This window comes from Agarivorans gilvus (assembly GCF_001420915.1).
GTDB lineage: Bacteria > Pseudomonadota > Gammaproteobacteria > Enterobacterales > Celerinatantimonadaceae > Agarivorans > Agarivorans gilvus.
Map to the genome: position 1 here is coordinate 1,695,198 of NZ_CP013021.1, position 22,011 is coordinate 1,717,208.

20 protein-coding genes are annotated in these 22,011 nt (G+C 46.8%); 14 read left to right on the top strand and 6 right to left on the bottom strand.

The window, feature by feature from the left end; all coding sequences use genetic code 11:
* Window positions 1–548 precede the first annotated feature (548 nt).
* From AR383_RS07920 to AR383_RS07940, 5 genes are all read left to right on the top strand, one after another.
* Window positions 549–2,591: a PhoX family protein gene (locus AR383_RS07920; RefSeq protein ID WP_055732645.1), complete on the top strand. Its 2,043-nt coding sequence runs from the start codon at window positions 549–551 to the stop codon at window positions 2,589–2,591.
* Between the two features lie 72 nt (window positions 2,592–2,663).
* A complete protein-coding gene (gene tatA, locus AR383_RS07925) occupies window positions 2,664–2,879 on the top strand; it encodes a twin-arginine translocase TatA/TatE family subunit (RefSeq protein WP_055732646.1) in 216 nt (71 codons plus the stop codon).
* A gap of 2 nt (window positions 2,880–2,881) precedes the next feature.
* Window positions 2,882–3,181 carry a Sec-independent protein translocase protein TatB gene (tatB, locus tag AR383_RS07930; RefSeq protein WP_055732647.1) on the top strand — a complete coding sequence of 100 codons (300 nt, stop codon included), beginning with the start codon at window positions 2,882–2,884 and terminating at the stop codon, window positions 3,179–3,181.
* Window positions 3,178–3,930 (top strand): twin-arginine translocase subunit TatC, encoded by a 753-nt coding sequence (gene tatC, locus AR383_RS07935; protein WP_055732648.1) that lies wholly within the window; start codon window positions 3,178–3,180, stop codon window positions 3,928–3,930. Before tatB ends, tatC begins: the two co-directional genes overlap by 4 nt.
* A 108-nt stretch (window positions 3,931–4,038) precedes the next feature.
* Window positions 4,039–5,145 carry an adenosylhomocysteinase gene (locus AR383_RS07940; RefSeq protein WP_055732649.1) on the top strand — a complete coding sequence of 369 codons (1,107 nt, stop codon included), beginning with the start codon at window positions 4,039–4,041 and terminating at the stop codon, window positions 5,143–5,145.
* 275 nt (window positions 5,146–5,420) lie between these two features.
* Here AR383_RS07940 and AR383_RS07945 read toward each other — a convergent pair whose 3' ends face one another.
* A complete protein-coding gene (locus tag AR383_RS07945) occupies window positions 5,421–6,602 on the bottom strand; it encodes an EAL and HDOD domain-containing protein (RefSeq protein ID WP_055732650.1) in 1,182 nt (393 codons plus the stop codon).
* A gap of 240 nt (window positions 6,603–6,842) precedes the next feature.
* On the opposite strand from AR383_RS07945, the gene AR383_RS22520 reads away from it, so the two are divergent.
* The 8 genes from AR383_RS22520 to AR383_RS07980 all read left to right on the top strand — a co-directional run bounded on the left by AR383_RS22520 (window position 6,843) and on the right by AR383_RS07980 (window position 15,980).
* Complete coding sequence (locus AR383_RS22520) at window positions 6,843–7,406, top strand: sugar O-acetyltransferase (protein WP_198150220.1); 564 nt, start codon at window positions 6,843–6,845, stop codon at window positions 7,404–7,406.
* Between the two features lie 169 nt (window positions 7,407–7,575).
* Window positions 7,576–9,039: an SLC13 family permease gene (locus tag AR383_RS07955; RefSeq protein WP_055732651.1), complete on the top strand. Its 1,464-nt coding sequence runs from the start codon at window positions 7,576–7,578 to the stop codon at window positions 9,037–9,039.
* 226 nt (window positions 9,040–9,265) lie between these two features.
* Window positions 9,266–10,015, top strand: a complete 750-nt coding sequence (locus AR383_RS07960) for a hypothetical protein (RefSeq protein ID WP_055732652.1) — start codon at window positions 9,266–9,268, stop codon at window positions 10,013–10,015.
* A gap of 166 nt (window positions 10,016–10,181) precedes the next feature.
* Entirely contained in the window at window positions 10,182–11,678 is a 1,497-nt protein-coding gene (gene dgt / locus AR383_RS07965) for a dGTPase (protein WP_055732653.1), read from the top strand.
* Window positions 11,679–11,876: 198 nt separating this feature from the next.
* Entirely contained in the window at window positions 11,877–13,013 is a 1,137-nt protein-coding gene (locus tag AR383_RS21725; protein ID WP_198150221.1) for a Na/Pi cotransporter family protein, read from the top strand.
* A gap of 2 nt (window positions 13,014–13,015) precedes the next feature.
* A complete protein-coding gene (locus AR383_RS21730) occupies window positions 13,016–13,597 on the top strand; it encodes a hypothetical protein (protein WP_198150222.1) in 582 nt (193 codons plus the stop codon).
* A 113-nt stretch (window positions 13,598–13,710) separates the two neighbouring features.
* Window positions 13,711–15,300, top strand: a complete 1,590-nt coding sequence (locus tag AR383_RS07975) for a putative bifunctional diguanylate cyclase/phosphodiesterase (RefSeq protein WP_083481541.1) — start codon at window positions 13,711–13,713, stop codon at window positions 15,298–15,300.
* 110 nt (window positions 15,301–15,410) lie between these two features.
* Entirely contained in the window at window positions 15,411–15,980 is a 570-nt protein-coding gene (locus AR383_RS07980; protein WP_055732655.1) for an NnrU family protein, read from the top strand.
* A gap of 52 nt (window positions 15,981–16,032) precedes the next feature.
* Here AR383_RS07980 and AR383_RS07985 read toward each other — a convergent pair whose 3' ends face one another.
* From AR383_RS07985 to AR383_RS07995, 3 genes are all read right to left on the bottom strand, one after another.
* Window positions 16,033–16,458 carry a VOC family protein gene (locus tag AR383_RS07985; RefSeq protein WP_055732656.1) on the bottom strand — a complete coding sequence of 142 codons (426 nt, stop codon included), beginning with the start codon at window positions 16,456–16,458 and terminating at the stop codon, window positions 16,033–16,035.
* Window positions 16,459–16,663: 205 nt separating this feature from the next.
* On the bottom strand, window positions 16,664–17,002 hold the full coding sequence (locus AR383_RS07990; RefSeq protein WP_055732657.1) for a tRNA-binding protein: 339 nt from the start codon (window positions 17,000–17,002) through the stop codon (window positions 16,664–16,666).
* 112 nt (window positions 17,003–17,114) lie between these two features.
* Window positions 17,115–17,822: an AraC family transcriptional regulator gene (locus AR383_RS07995; protein WP_055732658.1), complete on the bottom strand. Its 708-nt coding sequence runs from the start codon at window positions 17,820–17,822 to the stop codon at window positions 17,115–17,117.
* A gap of 154 nt (window positions 17,823–17,976) precedes the next feature.
* On the opposite strand from AR383_RS07995, the gene AR383_RS08000 reads away from it, so the two are divergent.
* Window positions 17,977–19,710, top strand: a complete 1,734-nt coding sequence (locus tag AR383_RS08000) for a GGDEF domain-containing protein (protein WP_055732659.1) — start codon at window positions 17,977–17,979, stop codon at window positions 19,708–19,710.
* A gap of 664 nt (window positions 19,711–20,374) precedes the next feature.
* Here the strand turns inward: AR383_RS08000 and AR383_RS08005 are convergent.
* Both AR383_RS08005 and AR383_RS08010 read right to left on the bottom strand, forming a co-directional pair.
* Entirely contained in the window at window positions 20,375–21,007 is a 633-nt protein-coding gene (locus tag AR383_RS08005; protein WP_055732660.1) for a sensor histidine kinase, read from the bottom strand.
* 41 nt (window positions 21,008–21,048) lie between these two features.
* Window positions 21,049–21,966: an IS5 family transposase gene (locus AR383_RS08010; protein ID WP_055732661.1), complete on the bottom strand. Its 918-nt coding sequence runs from the start codon at window positions 21,964–21,966 to the stop codon at window positions 21,049–21,051.
* Between the last annotated feature and the right edge of the window lie 45 nt (window positions 21,967–22,011).

Consider the following 22,011-nt stretch of genomic DNA (forward strand, 5'->3'; position numbering starts at 1 on the left):
CTAATAAGTAATGAATACCGTTCAAGTTATCAACAGAACAGTGCCGTATTCAATTTAAACACAATGAGAAAATGACCAAACGGTCACTTTTTTGATATAAACAACAATAAAAACAGTGTTATATGGCTGTATAATAAGGAAAAACTCTAGCACAGCACTATTAAGCATTCAATTTGCTAGACGGATAAAAACCCATTTAATTTGTATTATCTTAACCCTTAACAAGCGATCTTTGCTGAGTGGCCTAGAGGCGGATAACAGACAATAAATGTATCAGTGATATCCTGCAAAACACCGAAACAAATTAGCTATCATTAGAAAACTCACCTATCACAACAAACTCGCTAGCTAAGCATCTTAAAGGCAAACTGCTAAGTTCCTATCAAGCGCATATCGCCACTAAAGACAACACAAATTGATAACAAGATTAATACAAGAGAAAAACCCAGCTGTCTCATTTCGGTAAAACTTTTGTCACATTTCTTTTCTATGTTACTCCGCACTCGTATGGATTAAGCCAGCGAAAAACAACGACTCAGGAGAGAGAAATGAGCAAGGAAATATTTAACCCTACTCGCTTTAACAAAAGTGATAATCCAGATTTTGACCAAGTATTAGAAGCCCACTTAGCTCGCCGTAGCGTATTAAAGGGTGGTCTGGGTTTAGGGGCAATGGCCACTTTTGGCGCCTTTGGCTTAGCTGGTTGTAACTCCAGCAGCAGCGATACGCCTGCCCCCACAGTGTCTAAAGCCAAATTAGGCTTTAACTCAATTGCTGGCTCGAAAACAGATGCGGTAAGTGTGCCAGAGGGCTACAGCGCACAAGTGCTTGCGCCATGGGGCCAACCACTGACTGACCGAGCCTCGGCTTGGCAAGCAGACGGCAGCAATAATGCCGTTGATCAAGAAAATGCCATGGGCATGCACCACGACGGTTTGCACTTCTTCCCCCTAAATGACTCAGGCAGCGATGGCCTACTTTGTGTTAACCACGAATACATCGACCAAAATGCACTACACCCCACGGGTAGCGATGCCGATGCTAACGGAGTGCGTAGCAGTGTTGATCAAATACGCAAAGAAATTAACGCCCACGGCGTGGCAGTAGTGCGTATTCAACTGCAAGACAACGGCCAATGGAAGGTGGTGGATAATGACCCACTAAACCGCCGTTACACTGGTGCCACCACCATGGATATTTCTGGCCCACTGGCTTACTCAGATAAGTTGGCTACGCCGTTTTCACCCGATGGCAGCCAAGCGCGTGGCACCTTAAACAACTGTGGTAATGGTTATACGCCTTGGGGAACTTACCTCACTTGTGAAGAAAACTGGCCGGGCTACTTCATCAATACCGGCACAATCACTGACGATCAAGAGCGTATTGGTATCAGCACTTCTGGCACCGGTCGTTATGGCTGGGAAACCCTTGCAGGTAATGCCGAAGAGCGAGTGGATGAATTCTCTCGTTTTAACGTCACCCCAAGTGGTAGCAGCGCCATGGATGACTACCGCAACGAAGCTAACGGCCACGGTTTCATTGTAGAAATTGACCCTTACACCGCTAACTCACGTGCAGTAAAACGTACCGCTTTAGGTCGCTTCCGCCACGAAGGCTGTACCTTTGGTAAGCTAGTAGCAGGCCAACCGATTAGCTTTTACTCTGGGCACGATTCGCGCTTCGAGTACATGTATAAGTTTGTTTCAGCTGCAGCATGGGATCCTGCCGATGCTAACGCGAGCGATCGCCTAGCCATGGGTGACAAATACATGGATGAAGGAACCCTGTATGTAGCGAAGTTTGACGCCGACGGCGTTGGTAGCTGGCTACCCCTTAGCATGGACGGCGCAACTCAAGATGGTGGCAGCTTAAGCGATCATTTCGACAGCTTGGAAGACATCATCCTAAATACCGCGGGTGCGGCCGATTTAGTAGGCGCTACGCCAATGGACCGCCCAGAATGGTGTGCGGTAGACCCTATCACCGGTGCGGTTTACCTAACCCTTACCAATAATACCCGTCGTAATGAAACCACCGGCACCAACCCGGCCAACCCACGCCTAAACAATAAGTTTGGCCACGTGATCCGTTGGGACGAAGGTGACAGCGTGAACGAATTCACTTGGGATATTTTCGTATTTGGCTCAGACGCTAATGGCGACGCCGCAACCAACCTATCTGGCCTTAATGAATTTAACCAATTTGCCAGCCCCGATGGCCTGTCTTTCGACCAACGCGGTATTTTGTGGATCCAAACCGACAACGGCGCCAGTGAAGTCACCTCTTATACTAATGACCAAATGTTAGCAGTAGTGCCTTCAACCATTACCGACGATGAAGGCAACTTAGATACCATTAACGCCGATAACCAAGGCGAATTACGTCGCTTCTTCGTTGGGCCAAACGGTTGTGAAGTCACTGGCTTTACCATCACTCCAGACTACACCACCATGTTTGTGTCGATTCAACATCCCGGTAACTGGCCCTACAGCAGCAATGCTGCCGAAGCCACTCCAGCCGGGGTAAACATTCGACCACGCGCGGCTCTGGTAGCCATTCGTAAAAACGATGGTAGCCCATTAGGGGTTTAAGCCTCCTTTTAGCTCAACTAGGCAGGCCTTCAGGCCTGCCGCTTTTAACGACTCAAAATGTAAGGAAATATCATGGCAGGAATTAGCATTTGGCAGCTCGCCATCATCGCAGTAATCGTTGTATTACTGTTTGGCACCAAGCGCCTACGTGGGCTAGGCGGCGATCTGGGCACCACTATAAAAGGCTTTAAACAAGCCATGGCTGAAGATAAAGACCCAGAGCAACTTAGCCAAGCCAAGCAAACGGCTTCAGCAAACGCAGAACTTAAACAACAGCAAGGTAGCTAAGCGTGTTTGATATCGGCTTTTGGGAACTGAGTCTTATCGCCATTGTGAGCCTAGTATTAATTGGGCCACAGCGCTTACCCGACACTCTGCGTAGCGTGTTTGCTGGCTGGCGACGAGCCAAACAAATGGCGACTGAAGTAACAAACAAACTAGAAAGCGAGTTGGGTTTAGAAGAACTTAATCAAGGTATAAAACAGGTGCAACAGCCGCTAGTTAGCCCCAAAGTACGCCCTCGAAAAAGCGCGGCTAGCATCAGCCAAAGCGACTCATCAACTAATGCAAAGCTTAAGGAGCAAGCATGAGCCGCCGGCAAGCTTTAGTGCAACACCTCATAGAGCTGCGTAAGCGCTTATTACTGGCGCTAGCCTGGCTAGTATTAAGCTTTATTGGCTTGCTGTGGTTTGCTAACGACATTTATCACTATCTAGCTACTCCCTTACTCAAGCTGCTTCCCGAAGGCAGTAGCATGATTGCCACTGACGTAGCTGCGCCGTTTTTCACCCCGATTAAGCTAACCTTGTTTTGCGCTTTTGCCATCTCAATACCGATGCTTATCTACCAGGCATGGCGCTTTATCGCGCCGGGCTTAAAAAGCCAAGAGCGTAAGCTATCTATGCCGCTGCTAGTATCAGGCTCATTACTGTTTTACTCAGGCGTAGCTTTTGCCTATGGCGTAGTATTACCGGCGGCATTTAGCTTCTTTACCGCCACCACTCCTCAGGGCGTAGCCATGGCCACCGACATCAGTAGCTACCTCGACTTTGTATTGGCCTTGTTTAGCGCCTTTGGACTGGCCTTTGAAATCCCTGTAGTGGTCTTTCTGCTATGTAAACTAGGGATCTGCGAAGTCAGCAGTTTAAGTCAGGCGAGACCGCATGTGGTGGTAGCTAGCTTTGTGCTGGGCATGCTGCTCACGCCACCGGACATCATCTCGCAAACCTTACTGGCAATACCGATGTGTTTGTTATTTGAATTGGGCATACTGGCTAGCCGCTGCTGGGCTAGTACTTCGGTAAAACAGACGACAGTGGCCAACCACATAATCAGTTAATAGTAATCTTAAACTCATAATTCAAGTAAACATAAGCTAGAACAGCCACTTACCTTAAGCTTTAAAAACGGTAGTATGATGTTTTGGTGATAATTTGGAGCTTGGATAATGTATCAAGATTTCGCAGCTGAGCTGGCGTGGGCCACTCAGCATATGCCCAGAACGGCTGCGGCAATTGCCGCATTGCCCGATTTAGCAGGTGTGAGACTCGCCTGTAATATGCACCTCGACCTAAAAATGGCGCCATTGGTCGCCGGCCTGCTGGATAAAGGCGCAGCCATATTCTTAACTACCTGTAACCCAACAACAGTGCAAAACGAGGTAGTGGCTTACTTGGTGGAAAAAGGTGCCCAAGCCCACGCTTGGCGAGATATGAGCGAAGCGGATTGGTCAGACTCATTTGATCAAGCACTAGCATGGCAGCCCAGTCATTTATGTGAAATGGGCGCCGACTTAAGCACTCGCCTACACCAGAGTGACAAGGGCCCGCAAATTATTGCCGGTCTAGAAGCCACGGGTTCTGGTATCAATCGCTTAGGCGGTGTTACGCCACGTTACCCCATTTTCAATTGGGACGATTTGCCAGTAAAAGAAGGTTTGCATAACCGCCACATGGTAGGGCTAACCGCTTGGCATACTTTTTTTCAAACCACCCACCTCACCTTACACGAGAAAAAAGTACTGGTTATTGGCTACGGCTTAGTGGGCCAAGGCGTGGCTGCGGCCGCCAAAGCCTACGGTGGTCAGGTTGAAGTAGCCGAGCTGAACCCCGCCCGAGCACTGCAAGCCAAATACGATGGCTGGCCAGTGGTGGATTTGGCCGAGGCCATTCCCCATTGCGATGTTATCGCTACCGCCACCGGTGCTTACGGCGTATTGGGCGGCGCGCAATTGGATGCCACCAAACCAGGGGCGTTCATATTAAATGTTGGCCATGTGGCACAAGAGATAGACGTCCCCTATCTGAAACAACATGCAACTCACTGCCAACCGATGCCCTATGTTGATGCCTATACACTCGGCGAAAAAACCCTCTACCTATTAGCAGACGGCTCCATGTTCAACCTAACAGCTGGCTATGGTGATAGCTTAAATGCCTTTGATGTTACCCTAGCGGTGATGGCCGCAGGCATTGGCCACATTGTGGGCGAAGGCGCCAAGCATGATAAGGGCTTGTATTTACTGCCAGAAAGCGCTTGGATGAAGTCGCTTTAAGCTCTGTAGAGCCAATAGTGTTTTCTAGCGGCTGTTAATAAAGATTGTCACTGTGGGGAAATAACAACTGGAACGTTGAGGCTACCAATAGGCGATAGCAAAGGCTTAATACATAGCGAGCTAGTATGAACACGCCAAATTGCTCGCCTTTAGGATCCCTTACCCAATAAAGCGGTTTAGTGTGAAACACATTGCGCTAAACCCCAGCCCGCATTTTTAGGCCTACTAGCATTGCTTAAAATAAAAAACCGCTTTAACTGAGGAGTAAACGCGACTTACAAGCCATGGTAGAAACCCAGTAACTCGTTAACATTGAGTTGGTGGGCCTTAGTGTGAGCAGCAAGCAGTTGCCAGTTACCTTGTTCAATAGCATCAATCATTTGCAACAATTCCCCCCAAGCGCCCTCTCTTGAGACCAGCGCTTGGCTAATGTCTTCTGGCAAACGTAACTGCTGGCATATTTCCGCCATATCCACCGCGAGAATGGCATCAAATAAAGACAATAAGCCCACACTGTAGGCAACCTCAGCATCGCCACCTAAGCGATAGTTGTTAGCCATAAAGGCCATGGTCTGGGCTCGTTTAATGGCATTACTGTATAGAATGGGAGGACGATTTACCGCCAGTTCCGCAGTAATCACTATACGAATCAACTTTTTCAGCTCAGCCAAACCAATGTAACTCACCGCATGTTTAATGCTAAGAATAGGTTTACTCACCATGCGGCTATTATCGTTGGCTTTACGTAACAACACCGTCATTAGTGCAGCGTCTTTGGCAATGTTTTCGCTTACCTCCTCCATCGTTGTATCACTTTGACTGACCAAATTAAGCAACTCTAACAAAAACAGTTTTCGCGGATTCAACACCTTTAAGCTGGTCACGATCGGCTTATAAAAGTGAAAACCTTGAAACAGATGGTAGCCATATTCCAAGTAGCGAAGAAACTGTTGCTCGTCTTCCACTTTTTCGGCCAGTAGGCGTACACTCATGCCCTTAAAGCGGCTGGCAATCTCTTTAATATCTTGTTCAGGGCAGGCCATCACATCCACTTTAATAATATCGGCGAGATGAGCATACTCCAGCCAAGGGCTGCTTAACTCGAAATCATCTAAAGCGATGGTATAACCCTGAATACGCAAATTTTTCAGGGTATCCAACAAGGGCTTAGTAGGCTGGCAGTGCTCTAATATCTCTATCACCACACTTTTTTGCGGCAACAAACTGGCTTTGTCTTCGAGTAAATCTTGTTCGGTAAAGTTAACAAAATAACGCTGTTCACCCTCCAAGTGATTAACAATGGCCAAGATGAAGTTGCCGCTAATAATATGGTCGGTGGCCCGATCAATTTGGTCGGGTTGATTACGAATACTCTCCGCGCCACGAAACAATAACTCGTAGGCAACGATCTGATTCTCGACATCAACAATGGGTTGTTTAGCAAACGAAAAATTCATCTATTGGCTTACCACAAAAGACAAAACTCAATTAACTAAGCATTGCAGAAGACAGGCCAATTTGCCATAAACCTTACATTTTCATAACAATAATATGCTTGGCTGAGTTAATCCCGCGCAAAACAGCTAAAAAGATGCACAAAAACGCTACGAATATCAGCTTACGAGCGGCCTAGTAGCGACTAGACTTCGAGCAGGCTAAGCTTGCCAAACAAGCTACAACAACCTGAGTATTCTGTTATGTCATCAGCCTTAGAACAAATGAGAGCGGGCCAACGCTATAACATTAATGATCCACAACTGGTGGAAATTAGAGATACCACTCGCGATAGAACCGCGCTGTATAATCAACTGCCGCGCCGCGAACGCGAGCAACAACGTAAGTTATTGGCGTTAATTTTTGGCCAAATTGGCGAAGACGTGCATATGGAGAAATCAATACACATTGACTACGGCATTAATACCCGTATCGGCAGTCATGTATTTATTAACTTCAACTTCACACTGTTGGATTGCGCGCCAGTAAGCATTGGCAACCACGTATTTATTGGACCCAATGTGCAGCTTTATACTGCTCACCACCCCTTAGATGCCACCACCCGCAAGCAACACATAGGCTTTGCCGAACCGATTAACATTGGTAACGATGTATGGATAGGTGGCAATTGTGTGATTTTACCCGGCGTGAACATTGGTGATGGTGCAGTAATCGGCGCTGGCAGCGTAGTGACCAAAGATATTCCCAGTAATAGCATTGCCGTAGGCAACCCTTGTCGAGTGCAAAAAAGCTGTCCTTCGAGCTAAACCACTAACCTAAGCTCGGCGATAACATCACCAGCTAAGCTGGTTGTTTATTTGGATCAAAGATTCGCCATTTACTTGCTAACAAAACCCATACTAACCGTATGGATTACCTATAATTATTTCGCAAACGAAAATTAATTATAAGCCTCCTACAGGATAAGGATTTGTTATGTCGGTGACCCTGCTTAACCCCAGCTATAAACACCAACACTTAGCCAAATTATTGGGTTTGCTGCTGGGGCCTTTGGTGTTAATTATCACCCTACTCAGCCCCTCTCCTTTTGAGCAGCTTCCGCATATTGCTTGGGTCACCATGGGCCTAGCTACCATGATGGCGATTTGGTGGGTCAGTGAAGCTGTGCCTATTCCGGTGACGTCCTTCCTGCCGATGGTATTGTCGCCACTACTGGGTATTACCGATCTAAAAATGGCCACGGCCTCTTTTGCCCATCCACTGATCTTCTTGTTCATGGGAGGCTTTATTCTGAGTTTGGCCATGGAACGCTGGCAACTGCATAAGCGCATCGCCTTAGTAGCCATGCTCGCTGTAGGCACCAAACCCGCCCATCAAGTGGGTGGCTTCATGTTAATTACCGCTTTTTTAAGCATGTGGATGAGTAATACCGCCACCGCGGTGATGATGCTTCCCATAGGCCTGTCGATTATCACCATGATGTCGCAAAAAGAACCACAACCCGCTTTTAGTGCCGCCTTATTATTAGGCATCGCCTATTCAGCCAGTATTGGCGGCTTGGCAACGCTTATTGGTACCCCTCCTAATGCACTTCTGGCCGCCTACCTTGCCGACAGCTATCAAATTCACATTGGCTTTGGTCAGTGGATGTTATTGGGCTTGCCGCTCTCTGTGGTGATGCTGGTGATTACTTGGTTTTGGCTCACCCGCATCAATTATCGCCTAGACAATCATATTGAAGGCAACTCCAGCGAGATGTTACACCAGCAACTACATGAACTAGGTAAAATGAAAAATGCCGAAAAAGTTGTGGCCTTAGTATTTGCATTGGCGGCACTCGCTTGGATCTTTCGTCCCTTGCTAGCCAAGTGGACGGGCCTTGCCATTAGCGATACCGGCATTGCCATGCTAGCGGCAGTGATTTTGTTTGTGATCCCTGTGAACTGGCGCGAACAAATCATGGTGATGGACTGGGAGACCGCGAAAAAACTGCCCTGGGGCGTATTGATGCTATTCGGTGGTGGCCTTAGTTTAGCGGCACAAATTAAAAGCTCCGGCATGGCCGATTTTATTGGTCACAGCTTGAGCTCGGCTTCGACGCTGTCACTGATTTGGGTGATCGTTATCGTGACCGCAGCGATTATTTTCCTTACCGAAATCACCAGCAATACCGCCACCGCCGCGGGATTTTTACCGCTACTAGGGCCAATTGCCGAATCCATGGGCAGTAGCCCTCTGCTACTAGTAGTGCCAGCAGCCTTAGCCGCCAGTTGCGCCTTTATGATGCCGGTGGCCACCCCGCCCAACAGCATCGTATTTGCCTCAGGGCAATTAAAAATTTCGCAAATGGTAAAGGCAGGCTTTGTACTTAATATCGTTGGTACCATTCTTATCAGCGGCTTTAGCTACTGGTTAATCGCCAAAATACTATTACCCTAAACACTGCTACGGCGGCCTTAAGTTAAGGTCGCCCTTACTCTCTAAACGAACCAATACAAGCCCAAAGTATAACTGTCAGCATATTTTACAACCGGCCTATTTAGACTAATCACTCCACAATAAAATATATAAAAAACAAAGCATTAAAATTTTGGCTTAGTTTTTGCTAAAACCCCTCGTTTTTTATTTATATGATCTTAGTGCAATACGCGAAAAAGGACCTTTCATGAAAAAATACTTAGCCCTCTCGGCTTTATTAGGCTTACAACTTAGTTCATTTAGCGCAATGGCCACTCCAATCTCGGTTGATCTATCAAGCTGGAGCTCAGAAGGGCAAGGCGACTGGCAGGTTCAAAGCGGCAACGACGCTGTTCGCCAATCAATTAATGGTTCTCCTACAGTATTTTTTAACTCTAGCCTTAGCGCCCTAGATGCCGCTATATCTGGCACCATCTCTGTTCGCACCAGCTCCGATGACGACTTCATCGGCTTTGTATTAGGCTACCAAAGCGGTGAGCTAAACAGTGCCAGCGCCGATTTCTGGCTAGTAGACTGGAAGCAAAGCGCGCAAATCGAAGCACCTAGAGGTTTAGCCCTAAGCCATGTTACCGGTACCCAAGATTATTGGCGACACACTGGCAGCGTTAATGAAATTGCCCGAGGCGCTACCTTAGGCTCAACCGGTTGGGCAGACTTTGCTTCCTACGATTTTGACTTGGTTTACACCAGCTCCTTGCTGCAAGTACTGGTAAACGGCAACTTAGAATTAAGTGTCACAGCCGCTCAAGCTGGCGTAGCAGAATTTGCCGACGGTGCCTTTGGTTTTTACAACTATTCTCAATCCGACGTTTTATACTCTGGCGTGATTGAGCAAGCTGCCGAAGACGTGGCAGTAAGCGTAAGCGAAACCACCAGCATTCCACTATTTGCCTTAGCACTGGCTGGGCTATTCGGCTTGCGCCGTAAAACCAAATAAAATTTACCAGTGCACTTACCGCACATAGCTAGGCGAACCTTAGGTTCGCCTTTTTATTGGCTGAATATCAAACGCCTATGGCTGCAACTAGCCAATAGAACAAGCATTGATTTCGATTAGCGATTACCGCACTATCAAAACACTTATTGAGCTAATGGTGTAGAGCATGACGGTAAACTTCTCTCGTAAAATTCGCGCCACCCGACCTTATCAAAGCCAGTCAGAGGGCGCTGCTGACTTAAGCGTATTTGAAAGCGACCGCGGCCGCATCATCAACAGTGCGGCGGTGCGCCGCTTACAGCAGAAAACCCAAGTATTTCCGCTAGAGAGAAACGCCGCCGTGCGCAGTCGCCTCACTCACTCTTTAGAAGTGCAACAAGTCGGCCGCTATATTTCCCAGTTGATTTGCCAAGCACTGCAACACCAAGACGACCGCTACCGTCTAAAGGGGCTGGAGCGACAACTCGAAAGCATTGTGGAAATGTCTTGTTTGATGCACGACATTGGCAACCCGCCCTTCGGCCACTTTGGTGAAGAAGCGCTAATAGATTGGCTGGGCCAAAAGCTCAATGATTTATACCAAACCAGCCAAAGCGCGAGCGGCGCCGCCCACGCCAAAGACCTCCCCCGCGAGATCCAGCAAGACTTAGTTAACTTTGAAGGCAACGCTCAGGGAATTCGCTTAATCCATAGCTTATTGCAGCTCAACTTGAGTTATTCGCAGGCCTCGGGGATCTTAAAATATACCCGCTGCGGCAGCGAGGCCAAGCCCACTAACGACGACCCCTTTAACTATCTCAAGAAAAAAGTCGGTTATTACTTAAGCGAAACTAGCTATATCAGCGACCTGCAAAAGGCGCTCGACTTAGCCCCCTATTGCCGCTCACCGTTTTCTTACATTATGGAAGCCGCCGATGATGTCTCTTACGGCATTGCCGATTTAGAAGACGCGGTAGAAAAAGGCGTACTGAGCATTCCCCAGCTCAAACAAGCGCTGCTCACCAGCTTTAAGCAACTACAAGAAACAAGCGGCCTAGCAGCCACTGAAGACATGGCCAAGATCCTCGACTTTGCCCATCAAACTCAAAAAGCCGATTTAAGCGAAGAAGAGCGTAACAGCATGTTTTTTGTGTATCTGCGCGTGGCGGTGAATCAGCGCCTCCCTAAACATGCCAAAGAGCAATTTATTGAACATTTAGAACAAATCTTCCAAGGCAGTTTCAATCGCGCCTTAATTGAGGATGGCAGTGTCTGCCACCTGCTAGTTCAAACCTTTAAAAGCGTGGCGCTAAAACATGCCTTTTGTCATCCAGAGGTAGAAGCCCGCGAGCTGCAGGGTTATAAAATTATTACCGGCTTAATGGACTGCTACCAAGATTTGCTCGCCCTAAGCCAAGCGCAATTTGAATATTTAGTGGATAACAGCAAAGCTAAACAAGACATTCCTGCCTACCTCACCCGCTTGTTTAAAAAGCTACCCAATAAACACTTAGCGGCTTATAAGCGGGCCATGCACGCCGCGCCAGTGAGCGAGTACTTTGGCGACGAGGGCTGCCGAGAGTTTTACTATCGAACGCGGCTGCTCATCGACTACATTAGTGGCATGACCGACCAATATGCCTACGATGAATACCGCGCCTTTCATATTATTAGCGATTTTTAGTCGCAAAGGCTGTTCATTCACCCGTGTATTGTCGATTAACAATACGGTCCATTTTGCCGCCGTGTCTTGTTCCTGCTCAGCCTTGGCCAAAGCGTGATAAACGCTCAGTTAGGCTCACATTTTTATTAAGTTAATCAATGCCTGGGCGCAGTAAGCGCTAATCTTAAACAAGAACAATAAAAATAACAGGTAAGTTACATGTCTGAGATCCACTACCTTCCTATGAGTGTTGGCCTCTTTGGTGGCTTGGCCCTTTTTCTCTACGGCATGGAAAAAATGTCGCTGGCGCTAAAACGCGCGGCGGGCGATAAAATGCGCACCATTTTAGCCAGACTCACCAGCAATCGCCTTGCTGGCGTTGTCACCGGTGCAGGCGTTACCGCGGTGATTCAATCTTCCTCGGTCACCACTGTACTGGTGGTGGGTTTTATCTCAGCCGGGCTGATGAATTTAAGCCAAGCGGTTGGAGTCATCATGGGAGCCAATATCGGCACCACCGTTACCGCTCAAATCATCGCCTTTAAAGTCACCAAAGCGGCCCTAGCCATGGTAGCCATTGGCTTCTTTTTAGAATTTCTAGCCAAACGCGACATCAATAAGCATTACGGCAGCATGCTGTTTGGCTTGGGACTTATCTTTCTTGGCATGAATATGATGAGTGAGGCCATGTCGCCTTTAAGAACTTATCAGCCCTTTATCGAGCTAATGACTCATATGGACAACGTCTTGTTGTCCATCTTGGTGGCCGCCTTATTTACCGCCTTGGTGCAATCCTCTTCGGCTACCACCGGCATTATTATTGTGCTTGCCGGACAAGGCTTTATCTCGCTAGAAAGTGGCATAGCCTTAGCCATGGGCGCTAACATTGGCACCTGTATTACCGCCTTATTGGCCGCTATCGGCAAATCAAGAGAAGCACTGCAAGCCGCAGCGGTACACATTAGTTTTAATGTGTTGGGAGTAGCCCTATGGTTACCGCTACTTGCCCTATTAAGTGCCATTAGCATTAGCATTTCACCAAACTATCCGCAGCTTGTTGGCATCGACAAGCTGGCCGCCGAGCTGCCCAGACAAATCGCCAATGCTAATACTTTATTTAACCTACTCAATACGATACTCATGGTGCCCTTTGCCGGAGCTTTTGTGTGGTTAGCACGCAAGCTTATTCCCCATCGCTCAGCCAGCCCCAGCGAGAAAAAAGCCAAGGCCATTAGCCCCAAATACATCAATGAGTCTTTCATCGAAACTCCCGACATCGCCTTAGATCATGCTCAGCTAGAATTGGGCCGCGTGGGCCGCCGAGTCTGTAATATGTTGGACTTACTGCCCCCTTAGCGATGAATTACGCCAGTAGCGCGGATAAAAGCACGGCACTGACCAAGCTCAATCAAATTGAAAGCATAGAGAAAGAAGTGGATGAGTTGCACGCCGCCATTTTGGCTTACCTAGGTCGGCTGCGCACTGCCCCTTTATCGGATAAACAAAGCAATCAGCAAATTAAACTGATTAGCATCACCGACCAAATGGAAAGCGCCGCCGATTTAATTGTGAGTGGCATATTACCGCTGGCCTATAAAGCGCTTAACGAAGGTACCACCGCCAGCCCAATGATGCGCCGTACCTTAGATGCCATTCAAAACCGCGTACAACAAGCCATGCTCGATTGCGTAAACGGGATTCGCCGTAATGACGATGCACTGGCCCACAAAGTGCTGAGTGCCAAACGCGAGATAAATTCTCAATTAAATAGCGTATTGGCCCACCAAGCCGAGCGCCTAGCCGAGCAAAATCCCACTCGGCTGCGCATATTTCGTTATGAGATGGAATGGGTGGAGCAGCTCAAGCGTATTTACACCTTAAGTAAACGCATTGCCAAGCTACAATTAAGAAAACGCCACTTAATTGTGAATGACCACTGAATTAAGCTGAATAAGAGAGTTTTCATAAGACTGCCGTCGTTACAGTAAGCTAGTTTTGGCCTATCCTATGCTAAGACCCGATACGACCTAAGCTCGATGGAATGGACCACTAAATGAAGATAATCGCACTATGTTTGATTTTATCGGGATTCATTTTACTGTCGCTTAGCTTACGACCGACCAAAAAAATTTTACGTCGAACCCAAAATACCGGCTGGACATTGTTGTCGGCTCTCATCATGTGCTTTTTAGCCGCTTATGCTGCCTCATTTATTTACATTCTCTTCGACCAAGAATACGTTCATGCTTACTTGGCTCACGGTGTGCTACTTGCTGGAGGAGGCTTATTCGTATTTTTGGTTACGCGCTACTGTTACAACAGTCTTCTTGAACAAGAATACCAAGCGTCTCATGACCGCGTGACCCAATTAAAAAATCGACATTCCTTCAATAAATCCATCAGCATGCTAGCCAAATCCTTAAGCCCTTTTTATATCATGCTGATAGATCTAAATGGCTTTAAAAAGTTCAATGATGCCTTTGGACATCCGTTTGGCGACGAGTTACTGCGCCAAGTAGCCGAAAAGCTGTCTAAACAACTGCCTGAACATTGCCGCCTTTACCGAGTTGGTGGAGATGAATTCGCCATTTTAGGTCACAACCGACAACAGCATCACCTAGAAAAAGACATCAAAATAATACAGCAACAGTTTGAGCAACCGATCTCGGTGCGTAAGCAAAACCTGCACATTGGCATTAGCATCGGCGTCAGTTCCTACCCAACTCACAGTAATAATGCACATGAGTTAGTTCAGCAGGCTGAGCAGGCTTTATATGCGGCAAAATCCCGCAAACGCCACTGGAAAATATACTCAGAAGATTTAAACAAAAATGCCCTAGAACACTTGGCTATTGCCAATAAACTACAAAATGCCATCGACAAACAACAGTTTCAGCTCTTCTATCAGCCAATTATCAAGGCCAGTAATAACTCCATTCATGGTGCCGAGGTATTGCTTCGCTGGAAACAAGCAGATGGTAGCTATATTCCACCGGACACGTTCATCCCCATTGCCGAGCAAAGTACGTTGATTCACGACATTACTTGCTGGGTAATAAAACAAGCGATTGAGGATTTAGCGATACTCGATAAACAAGGTTTTACCGGGTGTTTGCACATTAACCTTTCGGCGAAAGATCTACACAATAATATGCTGCTTACCTGCCTTGATAAAATAGCAGCCAAGGTAACACCGCAACGTATCATATTTGAAGTCACTGAAAGCGCCATGATGACCGACATAAAACAAGCTACTAAAGTCATGGTTGAACTAGTAAACAGCGGCTTTGCATTCAGCCTAGACGACTTTGGTACGGGGTTTTCTTCGTTTCCCTTATTACGAGATTTACCTATAGAGCAAATCAAAATTGACCGCTCGTTTGTAATCAACATGGCATCACATGAAGCCAACCAATCAATCGTGCGTTCTATCATCTTTTTAGCTAAGTCACTCAATTGCACAGTAGTAGCAGAAGGCGTGGAAGACAATACCAGTATCGGATTATTGCAAGTGATGGGTTGTCACTATTTGCAAGGTTACTTTTTTAGTCGACCAGTATCACTAGAGCAATATCAACAACTACTTGATGCTCTGCCACCAGCAAGCAGCGAATCCCATCAAACAAGGCTTAACTCGTTCTAATAATCTTGAATGTGACGAGATGCGCTATCTATGACTTAAATAGCAGCTATTAAATGGCCAATATAGGCTAAGCTAGATACGCAGCTTATATGATAAAAAAGGAAATAATCATGCTCAGCTTAATCATTGGCTTAGTGCTATTTTTGGGTATCCACTCTGTTGCTATTGTGTCACTTGATTGGCGAAATCAACAAGCTGCAAAAAATGAATGGTTATGGAAAGGCTTTTATGCCGCGGTTTCGTTACTTGGCCTCTATTTTATCGCTGTAGGTTATGCCGCAGCTAGAATGGAGCCCATGGTACTTTACACGCCGCCTTATTGGCTACGACACCTAACTTACCTATTAATGACAATAGCAATGGTGCTATTTTTTGCGCCTTACTTACCCGGAGCAATTAAGCGAACAGCCAAACACCCTCAGTTAGTCGCGGTAAAGCTATGGGCGGCCAGCCATTTATTAGTAAACGGTAGCCTAGCCGATGTTATTTTGTTTGGCGCATTTTTAGGGTGGGCAGTATTAGATAGAATTTCAATGAAAAAGCGCCCACAACGCGCTCTTCCAGGGCTAAAAGAATCTAAGTTCAACGACATTCTCGTGGTCATTATTGGCCTAGCGCTCAGCTTTGCATTTATTCGCTTTTTGCATGGCAGTTTAATTGGTGTTCCGCTGATGCCCTAAGCTGGCCATAGAGTATGACATTCACACTCCGTGAGCAGCGTTATAATCTGGTTTACTTGGCAAACAATTGGGAGAGATCTTTAAAGGCTTTAAATTCTAAGGCGTTGCCACATGGGTCTAGAAAAAACATGGTGGCTTGCTCGCCTACCTGCCCCTTAAAGCGAATATAAGGTTCTATAACAAATTGCGTGCCTTGCTGCTTTAAGCGCTCGGCTAGCTGATGCCATTGCTCCCAAGTCAGTACCACACCAAAATGCGGCACCGGCACATCATGGCCGTCTACCGGATTGGTTTCGGCTTGTTGCTGTGAGGGTGTTTTAGGATGGTAGTGAATCACTAACTGATGGCCAAAAAAATTAAAATCGACCCACTTTTCATCACTGCGACCTTCTTCAAGCCCAAAAATATCGCGATAAAACCCCCGCGCTAAGGCAACATCATAAACCGGTATGGCAAGGTGGAAAGGTTGTAAGGACATATTGTTCTCCTGTTTTTATTATTGGCTAGCTAATCCGTGAACCAGCCTAACATCAATAAGCCTAGCAACAACTACACCATAGTCTATCTTGCTAAACCTACCGCCTCTGGCAAGCGTAAACTCGGCAAGGCTAAGTACAATAAGGTTTTAATACAGTGCTTTACCAGCGATGCCAAGGGCGATTACCAGTGCCTGTAATTCCCAGCTAAGCCAAGCGCGCGCCGTTTGGCATGGGCTTATCTACCGTAGAGAGCACCACCGAGCCGTCGGGTCGATATAGCCCCGTCACTAAGCATTCCGACATAAATGGGCCAATTTGTTTGGGAGGAAAATTCACCACTGCCAGAACCTGTTTTCCAATAAGCTCGGCTTTACTATATAGCGTAGTAATTTGCGCACTGGACTTTTTAAGCCCAAGTTCTTCGCCAAAGTCTAGCTGTAACTTATAGGCAGGCCTGCGCGCTTGAGGAAACTCCTCCACCGCCACAATCGTGCCAACTCGAATATCCACATTCTGGAAATCACTCCATTCAATTGTCTTCATTTTACTCCTTAGCTCAAGTTCCATAATGCTTGCTTACAGGAGTAACAGCTTATAGTAACCACCAGCCAAGTAGTGTGCCGATGAGACACTATTGTTGTTTTAACAGACGCAGTTAACGAGAATATTGAGAGGGCGACATACCACAATACTTAGCAAAGCTTCGGCTAAAAGCGGCGTGGTCGCTATAACCCACGGTTTGAGCAACTATTTGAATCGGATAATCGGTATGGCGTAGCAAGGCTTGGGCTTTTTCCATTCTAGCTTGCCTCACATACTGGCTTACGCTTAAGCCGGTTTGTTGTTTAAACAGCTTCTTTAGCTGGGTTAAGCTTAAGTAGGCCACAGCAGCTAACTGCTGATTTGAGAGCGAAGTCGCTAAATGGCTTTCTATGTAGTCCAATACCTTTTGGATGCGCTGATCAAAAAACCGCAAGACTTGTTGTTCGGCCAACAAACAGCAGAAGGTCTGCATCATTAACTGCTCAATTTGTTGATTAACTTGGCTGTTTAACTGCAGCTCGATAAAAGCCAAATACTGCAACAACGGAGGATTCACCGAAAACACCAGCGACTCTGCTTCGCTTAAGTTACTCGGGAGCTGCTGTAAATCGGCAACCACAAACCTAGCTTCAGTTTGCGCAGTAAAATAATGAAACTCGCCAGCTTTTACCACCACACACTGACCCGGCCGAATACTTCCCTGAAACGACCCCACCTCAATATTCAAGCCGCCTTTAAGTGGTAACACCAGCTGATGAAAAGCATGGCTATGCCCTTGCTTCATCAGACTGTATGAGCGAATAGATAAACTGTTTTTCATTATCAAAAATCACATATGAGTATAAAAAACTAAAAATAACTTAACTTAGAACAAAATCGCGCCAAGCGTAATAATAGCGTCATCAAACTGTCACCTTTTGTTCAAACTTGCCTGCTACACCTAACGACCTGAACGGACTTACGGCATAGGAATTATGCAAGAACAGTTGCAACGAGAGTACGATGATATTCTCAAACAACAAAATATCTGTACCGCTTTCCAAACCATTTGGGATCATAATAATTACTGCGTGCTTGGCTATGAGGCGTTGTCTCGCGGGCCTTCTGGCAGCTACTTTCATTCACCGCTAACGCTATTTGAATACGCTCGCCAACAAAATCAACAACTCGAGTTAGAACTAATTTGCGCCCAACTCGCCTCGGCTCGCTTCAGCGAACAAGGACTAAGCGGCCAGCTATTTATTAACTTTTCTCCCGACACCCTAGTCTACGCCTTTCAAAAATACGGTGAAATTCTGTTTAAACGGCTTATCCCTAAAAACGCCAAGCTTGTGATAGAACTAACCGAACACCAACCCATTGAGTATGACTCGATACTTGCCAACTGCCTAAGCGCCTGCCGTAAACTCAATATTCGCTTTGCCTTAGATGACTTTGGAGCGGGTTATGCCGGCATAAAAAACTGGCTACAAATTGCCCCAGAATACCTCAAACTCGACCGCTACTTCTGTGAGCAATTGTTAGTGGAGCATAAAATCAGCTCGGCGCTAACCGCCATACTAGAACTAGCTGAAAACATTGGCAGCCGAGTAATAGCCGAAAACATAGAAACCGCCGAACAATACCAACTACTGCTAAATTTAGGCGTCCCCTATTTGCAGGGCTACCACATAGCCCGCCCTGCCGTGCAGCCGCAACAGCAACAAGCCACACCCAGTGTATCGCTTAATCCCGAACCCTATTCGGCGCTGTCTTTAGCCACGCCGCAAGCCAGCGTAGCACCTGATTTATCTTCCAAGGCGCTGTTAGATAAAATGCTCGAAGACAAAAGCCTTAGCTCATTGCCGGTGGTAGATCACAATCAACGGGTATTAGGCCTGTTAAAGCGCGAAGAACTACTAGCGAGGTTTTCTGGGCCCTATGGCCACTCCTTAAATCAGCGTAAAACCGTGGCCGATTTAATGGATCGCAATCCGCTGATTGTGGATATTCATACCAGCCTAACAGAAATAGGACGGCGCTTAAGCCAACACACCGCCAGTGGTTTAGATGCCGCCTTCATCGTTACCCAAAACAATCAATATTACGGCATAGGTTTAGCCGTAGAAGTGATGCGCAAATTGGCGAACTACAAACTACAGCTGGCCCGTTACGCCAATCCCCTCACCGCCTTACCCGGTAACGTGCCGCTGCAACGCTGCTTAAATCAGCTAATAAGCAATCAGCAAGACTTCAGCCTCGCCTACTTTGACCTGAACAACTTTAAGCCCTTTAATGACATTTGTGGCTACGAGCGAGGCGACCAAATGATCAAGCTAGTTGCCGAACTGATAAAATTACAGCTCACTAAATACGCCCACTTTATCGGCCATCTTGGCGGCGACGATTTCATTGTGATTTTTACCCAAACAGGTTGGCAGCAAGCCATTTTAAACCTATTAAAACAGTTTGATGTGAAACGAGAAGCGCTGTACCGACAAAAGGATCTCGACGCTGGAGGCATCATTGCCAAAGATAGAGATGGCCAGCAACGGCGCTTTCCCCTATGTGGCTTAGCGGTGGGAGTAACCCCTTGGACGGCCAACTGCGGCTTAAGTATTGAAGCGCTTAGCGAGCAAGCCAGCTTTGCCAAAAAACAAGCAAAGTTAAGCGCTCAATCCAACTTATATATTGCCAATACCGCACCAGCAGTAATGTTGGTGGAGTAAGTTCAAATGGGGCTTGAGTAGCTCTTCTATTCAGGAAGCCTATGAGTAAGGCAATCTAGGGCGGAAAATTTGGCTTAGCTTCACCGCCCCCAAAGGGGAGTAGGATTCGCGCAAGACGATGAAGCATAGTAAAACAAGTGATTTAAGGGCTTTAGTTTAGTTACCCCATTGTAAAGCCATTAATAAAGTGGCTAGCGCAACGCCAGAAAACAGCGTTAGCTCTTCGGGGCCAAACTTTGCTTAAGCCTCGGCTTGAATGACTAAAATCGCCCGCCAATGCGCCGTAGTAATGCCTTGAATGTTCATAAGTATCCGCAATTAGCCTGGTAATTATCGCCATTATAAAGGTGGAAGTTGGAAAGGTTTCTAGGGGCAGAGCACCCTCGAAATACAGCAATTAGGATCTTAAGGAAAGACGCGCTAGAGAATGGAACACGGGACAATAGCTACCATCTTCACTGATTATTAGAGACTGTGATATATCGTTTCAGGCAACGGCTTAGCAGCAAACTAAGCCTACGTGGTTACCACACCTAACTGGAGGAATTATGGCCGGCCAGTGCGTTGAGCAGGCTAGATAAACCCGCTCGTAAGCTAGCTGAACAACACAAGGGGCGTATTGGGATTACTGCGCTCATACCACAGAATTGAGCAATAAAGCTCTTTAGAATGACTCAACATTCTCTGCTAATGAAAGCTCAAAACTAAAGCAAGTGCCTTCACCGAGCTTGGTTTCAACCTTTAATTCAGATTCAAACAAAGCAACCAGTTTTCGACTAATAGCCAAACCAAGACCCGCATTGAAACGTTTGTCTTTCACTGAGTTTGACGCCTGATATCTTGCATCAAAAATCAAAGCGACTTCATGTTCACTAATTCCAATACCTGAATCGCGTATTTCAAGGCGAACTTTAGCATCGCTATAAACAATGCCGATATCAATAACCCCACCTTCTGGAGTGTGTCGAATCGCATTATCAATCAAATTCGTTAATACTCTTTCTAACTTTCCAATATCGGCAAACACGTGGTAATTAAAATGGTGTGGTGTAATTGATAGAGAAAGCGCCTTCTCCCTAACTTTAAGCGAGAACTTGGCAACGACATCGTGCAGCAGCTCCCCTAAAGGAAAAGACTCAGAATTTACGCTAACCTGCCCGCCTTCTAAATAAGCCAATTCAAAGATCTGATCGATGAGATGTTTGAGGTTATTGGCATTTTTCAAACAAACATTTAAATACTCCTTACGGTCACTAGGCGAGTATTGTTCTTCATTTATAACGGCCTTGTTGATCAATTCAGAGCCAAGAATGCAGTAACCCCAAGGCGCTTTCCTCTTTATTCAGCTAGCTGACGAGCAGGCATACCTAGCCTGCTCATTTTGTTCAACGCGCACACTCCGGCCATGATTTCGCCGACTTGGGCGTTGTAACAACGTAGACTCAACTTGTCGCTAAGCAGTTGTTTGAAACGATACATCGCCGTCTCCGATAGTGAACGAAGATGGTAAGCATTGTCCCGTTTCCAGTTTTCCAACTCACCTTGCTTCAAGGCTTTTACTACAACGTTCCGTGGGTGATCCGCTTCCCACATACCTGCATTCTTGCGTGGAGGGATTAGTGCAACAGCCTTCTTACGTTGTACTTCTTGATAGCTCTGCCGTGTGTCATAGGCACCATCAGCGCTTACTGCTTTCACTTTGCGCCGCAGCGGTCTCAACAAGGTGGGTAACACTTCACTATCGTGAACCCAGTCCATCGAGACCTCAGCACTCACTATCTGATGGCTCTGGGCATCTACTGCCATATGCAGTTTTCGCCAGACTCGACGCTTTTCAGCGCCGTGTTTACGCACCTTCCACTCTCCTTCGCCAAACACCTTAAGACCTGTAGCATCGATAACGAGGTGAGCCACTTGACCTTGGCTAGGTAGGCGATAGTTGACTTCAACAGTCTTTGCTCGCTTGCTTATACAACTGTAATCGGGAGATTTTAAGTCGACCTTGAGCAGGCGAAACAATGAGTTGATGAAGCCTTCAAGAGCGCGCAGTGGTAACTTGAATACGCCTTTAATCATCAGCGCAGTTGCGATAGCGGTGTCACTGTAAGTTTGGCTGCGCCCTCGACGACCACTACGCTCAGTGTTATTCCATAGTTCTATGGCTTTCTCATCCATCCAGAAGGTCAATGAGCCGCGTTGCTTCAGTGCACTGTTGTACAGCTTCCAGTTGGTGATGTTGCCTTTCGCTTTACCCATGTTTGGTGACCCGACAGATATAGATACAGATCAGATCCGCGACTG

What these genes read in the sequence shown, in the direction of transcription:
- AR383_RS07920 (WP_055732645.1), top strand. Translation starts at nt 549, where the DNA reads ATGAGCAAGGAAATATTTAACCCTACTCGCTTTAACAAAAGTGATAAT.
- tatA (WP_055732646.1), top strand. Translation starts at nt 2,664, where the DNA reads ATGGCAGGAATTAGCATTTGGCAGCTCGCCATCATCGCAGTAATCGTT.
- tatC (WP_055732648.1), top strand. Translation starts at nt 3,178, where the DNA reads ATGAGCCGCCGGCAAGCTTTAGTGCAACACCTCATAGAGCTGCGTAAG.
- AR383_RS07940 (WP_055732649.1), top strand. Translation starts at nt 4,039, where the DNA reads ATGTATCAAGATTTCGCAGCTGAGCTGGCGTGGGCCACTCAGCATATG.
- AR383_RS07945 (WP_055732650.1), bottom strand. Translation starts at nt 6,602, where the DNA reads ATGAATTTTTCGTTTGCTAAACAACCCATTGTTGATGTCGAGAATCAG.
- AR383_RS22520 (WP_198150220.1), top strand. Translation starts at nt 6,843, where the DNA reads ATGTCATCAGCCTTAGAACAAATGAGAGCGGGCCAACGCTATAACATT.
- AR383_RS07955 (WP_055732651.1), top strand. Translation starts at nt 7,576, where the DNA reads ATGTCGGTGACCCTGCTTAACCCCAGCTATAAACACCAACACTTAGCC.
- AR383_RS07960 (WP_055732652.1), top strand. Translation starts at nt 9,266, where the DNA reads ATGAAAAAATACTTAGCCCTCTCGGCTTTATTAGGCTTACAACTTAGT.
- dgt (WP_055732653.1), top strand. Translation starts at nt 10,182, where the DNA reads ATGACGGTAAACTTCTCTCGTAAAATTCGCGCCACCCGACCTTATCAA.
- AR383_RS21725 (WP_198150221.1), top strand. Translation starts at nt 11,877, where the DNA reads ATGTCTGAGATCCACTACCTTCCTATGAGTGTTGGCCTCTTTGGTGGC.
- AR383_RS21730 (WP_198150222.1), top strand. Translation starts at nt 13,016, where the DNA reads ATGAATTACGCCAGTAGCGCGGATAAAAGCACGGCACTGACCAAGCTC.
- AR383_RS07975 (WP_083481541.1), top strand. Translation starts at nt 13,711, where the DNA reads ATGAAGATAATCGCACTATGTTTGATTTTATCGGGATTCATTTTACTG.
- AR383_RS07980 (WP_055732655.1), top strand. Translation starts at nt 15,411, where the DNA reads ATGCTCAGCTTAATCATTGGCTTAGTGCTATTTTTGGGTATCCACTCT.
- AR383_RS07985 (WP_055732656.1), bottom strand. Translation starts at nt 16,458, where the DNA reads ATGTCCTTACAACCTTTCCACCTTGCCATACCGGTTTATGATGTTGCC.
- AR383_RS07990 (WP_055732657.1), bottom strand. Translation starts at nt 17,002, where the DNA reads ATGAAGACAATTGAATGGAGTGATTTCCAGAATGTGGATATTCGAGTT.
- AR383_RS07995 (WP_055732658.1), bottom strand. Translation starts at nt 17,822, where the DNA reads ATGAAAAACAGTTTATCTATTCGCTCATACAGTCTGATGAAGCAAGGG.
- AR383_RS08000 (WP_055732659.1), top strand. Translation starts at nt 17,977, where the DNA reads ATGCAAGAACAGTTGCAACGAGAGTACGATGATATTCTCAAACAACAA.
- AR383_RS08010 (WP_055732661.1), bottom strand. Translation starts at nt 21,966, where the DNA reads ATGGGTAAAGCGAAAGGCAACATCACCAACTGGAAGCTGTACAACAGT.